Annotated in this window: 3 protein-coding genes; all 3 read left to right on the plus strand. The window is 71.3% G+C overall.

The window, feature by feature from the left end:
* The coding region (locus GUY61_RS37575) for a DUF6354 family protein (RefSeq protein WP_243767023.1) at nt 1-408 on the plus strand (408 nt) is incomplete at its 5' end.
* A 417-nt stretch (nt 409-825) separates the two neighbouring features.
* The gene (locus tag GUY61_RS37580; RefSeq protein ID WP_243767024.1) at nt 826-1,422 is read left to right on the plus strand and encodes a hypothetical protein; all 597 of its coding nucleotides are present in this window, start codon (nt 826-828) and stop codon (nt 1,420-1,422) included.
* A 303-nt stretch (nt 1,423-1,725) separates the two neighbouring features.
* Nucleotides 1,726-2,223, plus strand: a complete 498-nt coding sequence (locus GUY61_RS37585) for a hypothetical protein (RefSeq protein WP_166634767.1) — start codon at nt 1,726-1,728, stop codon at nt 2,221-2,223.
* Nucleotides 2,224-2,345: the final 122 nt, after the last annotated feature.

Raw genomic sequence — 2,345 nt, forward strand, 5'->3', positions numbered from 1 at the left:
GCCAAGGAGTTCCCCATGAGCACCAGCCCCTCCCCCGTCTTCTCCTCCGCCGTCGGCCCCGTCCGGGTCGGGCAGCTGTGGCAGGACATGGCCCCCGACATGGTCGACCGCGAGCGGATGCTGCGCGTGCTCGCCCTGACGGACACCCACGCCGAGTGCGTGGTCGAACGCGACAAGCAGGGCACGGCCGGCCGCAAGGCGCGGCCGCTGGCCCTCAGGCGCTTCGCGACGAGCGCGTTCAAGCTGATCGAGGACGTCGTCGACGACGCCGACCAGGCCCTCTACGCACGCTTCCTGGCGGCGACGACGGGCGTGCAGGGTGCCAACCCGTCGCCCGTGGAGTACGCGACCGCGGCACTGCGCGTGCACCACGAGCTCGCCGCCGAGGCGGCGAGGACCCAGGGCTGACCGGCCCCCGCGAAGCCCGCTTGCCCGTTGCGGCCCGGCCTCCTCCCAGAGGGGCACCCGGGCCGACGGCTCGCGACTTCGCGTAGCCGCCCGCCTGACTACTGCAGGAAGGAAGCTGGGAAGTGGTGACGTCTGCTCAGTCCGGGCTCGCCCTCGACGCTCCTCCGGGGGGCGAGGTGTTCAGCGCCGGTGAGATCGTGGGAGTGAGAGCGTCCCCGTCCCTCGCCGTCGGGTGGAGCGGGGCCTCCGTCCGCCCGGCGGCCGTCGCGGGCCCGTGCATCAGCCGCGCCCGTACGGCTGTCTGCCCTGATCAGTTCGAGAATCACGCTGTCCGCCGAGTCCCCCACCGCAAGGATGGAGCCGTCCGTTGGCCGGACAAGGCAACGCCCCGGCCTCGCGGAAGCGAGAATGGCGGCCATGTCACTCTCCATGGCCCGCTGCGTGGAAGCGGTTGCCCGCCTGCTGGATGACTGCGGCCCGCTGGAGCCGGTCCGGCTGTGCATGAGCGACCGGGACGTGCAGGCGGAGGTGTGTGCGAGCGGGCCGGCCGCCTCGGTGAGCATGGCGCGACTGTCAGCGGCGACAGGCAGCGAGGCGGCCGGACGGACGGACGACCGTAACGGCGGGGTGATCACAGCGGACCTGGAAGCCGAAGTGGTCCTGGTCGCCGCCGTGGACGCGCCGGTGCGCGCCACCGTGCCCAGGCTCCGCGCCACGTCGACGCCGGCGGCGGCCGGGCTACTGCGGACGCTGGCCCCGTGGACGGCCGGACTAAACCAAGAGCTGCTGTCAGGGGCGCAGTTGTGGGTGGAGGACCACGGTCACGGCTTCACGGTCCGGCTGCTGGCGACAGCCGAGTGCAGTGACGACCTGGAGAGCGTTGCCGCTGCCGCCAGCGCAGGGCTGGAACAGGTCCGGACATGGCGCACCGACAGCGGACTGGACGGGCGGGGAAGCCTCCCGTGCGGCCAGACCGTGCACCTCGGCGTCGTCTGCCTCCCCGACCATCCGTAGTCGGCCGACAGCCGCCCCGCGATGCTCGGTGCGCTGGGTGCGGCTTCGGCATCCACGCCGACGGGTTCGCGCGCTCCTCCGCGAGCTGAACGACGGGGCTCAAAGGCTCCTTGATCCGACGGGCCGGCGCGGTGGCCCACCTCCCCTGAGGATGGCGGCACGAGGCGGACCCCTCCCCGCATTGTTGCGTATTGGCGTTTCAGTATGTATTGTTATCCGTGTTGAGGGTGCTACTCACCCTCCACCCCACATCTCTCGGAGCCGAACCTCCGCTCCCCCTTGCCCCCCTTCCGGAGAACTCCCATGTCCGAAGCCGCAGTTGTCACCTCCGTCATATCGCGCCTCCTCGCCCATGCCGACGAGCCCCAGACCCAGCTCATCCACGAACTCGCCCGCCAGGCCGGCTACCTGTGGCGCTGCGGCAACCCGGCCTGCCCCACCTACAACTACCGGGGGCAGCGCTACTGCAAGGGCTGCGGATGGGGCCGCAAGGGCAAGCCGGTCGGCGACCTCCACCCGTGCATGTACACCGAACGCCGGTGGGCCGTGCTGCGCCGCGCGCTGCTCCAGCACTACGGCCCCGACGCCCCGATGCCCGACGCCGTGGTCTTCGACTACTGGGGCGGACCCGGCTGGCGTGGCGCCGAGGTCACCGAGATGTACGGCGGCAGGACCGAAGAGGTCGCCGGCGGGTTCCGCGACCGGGACCGCTTCGCGGACATCACCGCCGCCCTCGACTCCCTCACCAGGTGGTCGGAGCCGGGTCACGGCGAACACATCCGCGTCGTCCTGGCCTCCTGATTCGAAAATCCCCCGTCTCGTGTCCGTAGTCGCTGGTCAGGCAGCTCCTTCTGCTTGGAGGGTCACTTGGTAGCCGAGTTGGTTGAGCTGGCTCACCAGGCGTCGGGTCTGCCTGGCCCGGC

This window comes from Streptomyces sp. GC420 (assembly GCF_009916105.1).
GTDB lineage: Bacteria > Actinomycetota > Actinomycetes > Streptomycetales > Streptomycetaceae > Streptomyces.

Excerpts from the sequence above, each read along its gene's own strand:
- GUY61_RS37580 (WP_243767024.1), top strand. The coding sequence starts at position 826 with ATGTCACTCTCCATGGCCCGCTGCGTGGAAGCGGTTGCCCGCCTGCTG.
- GUY61_RS37585 (WP_166634767.1), top strand. The coding sequence starts at position 1,726 with ATGTCCGAAGCCGCAGTTGTCACCTCCGTCATATCGCGCCTCCTCGCC.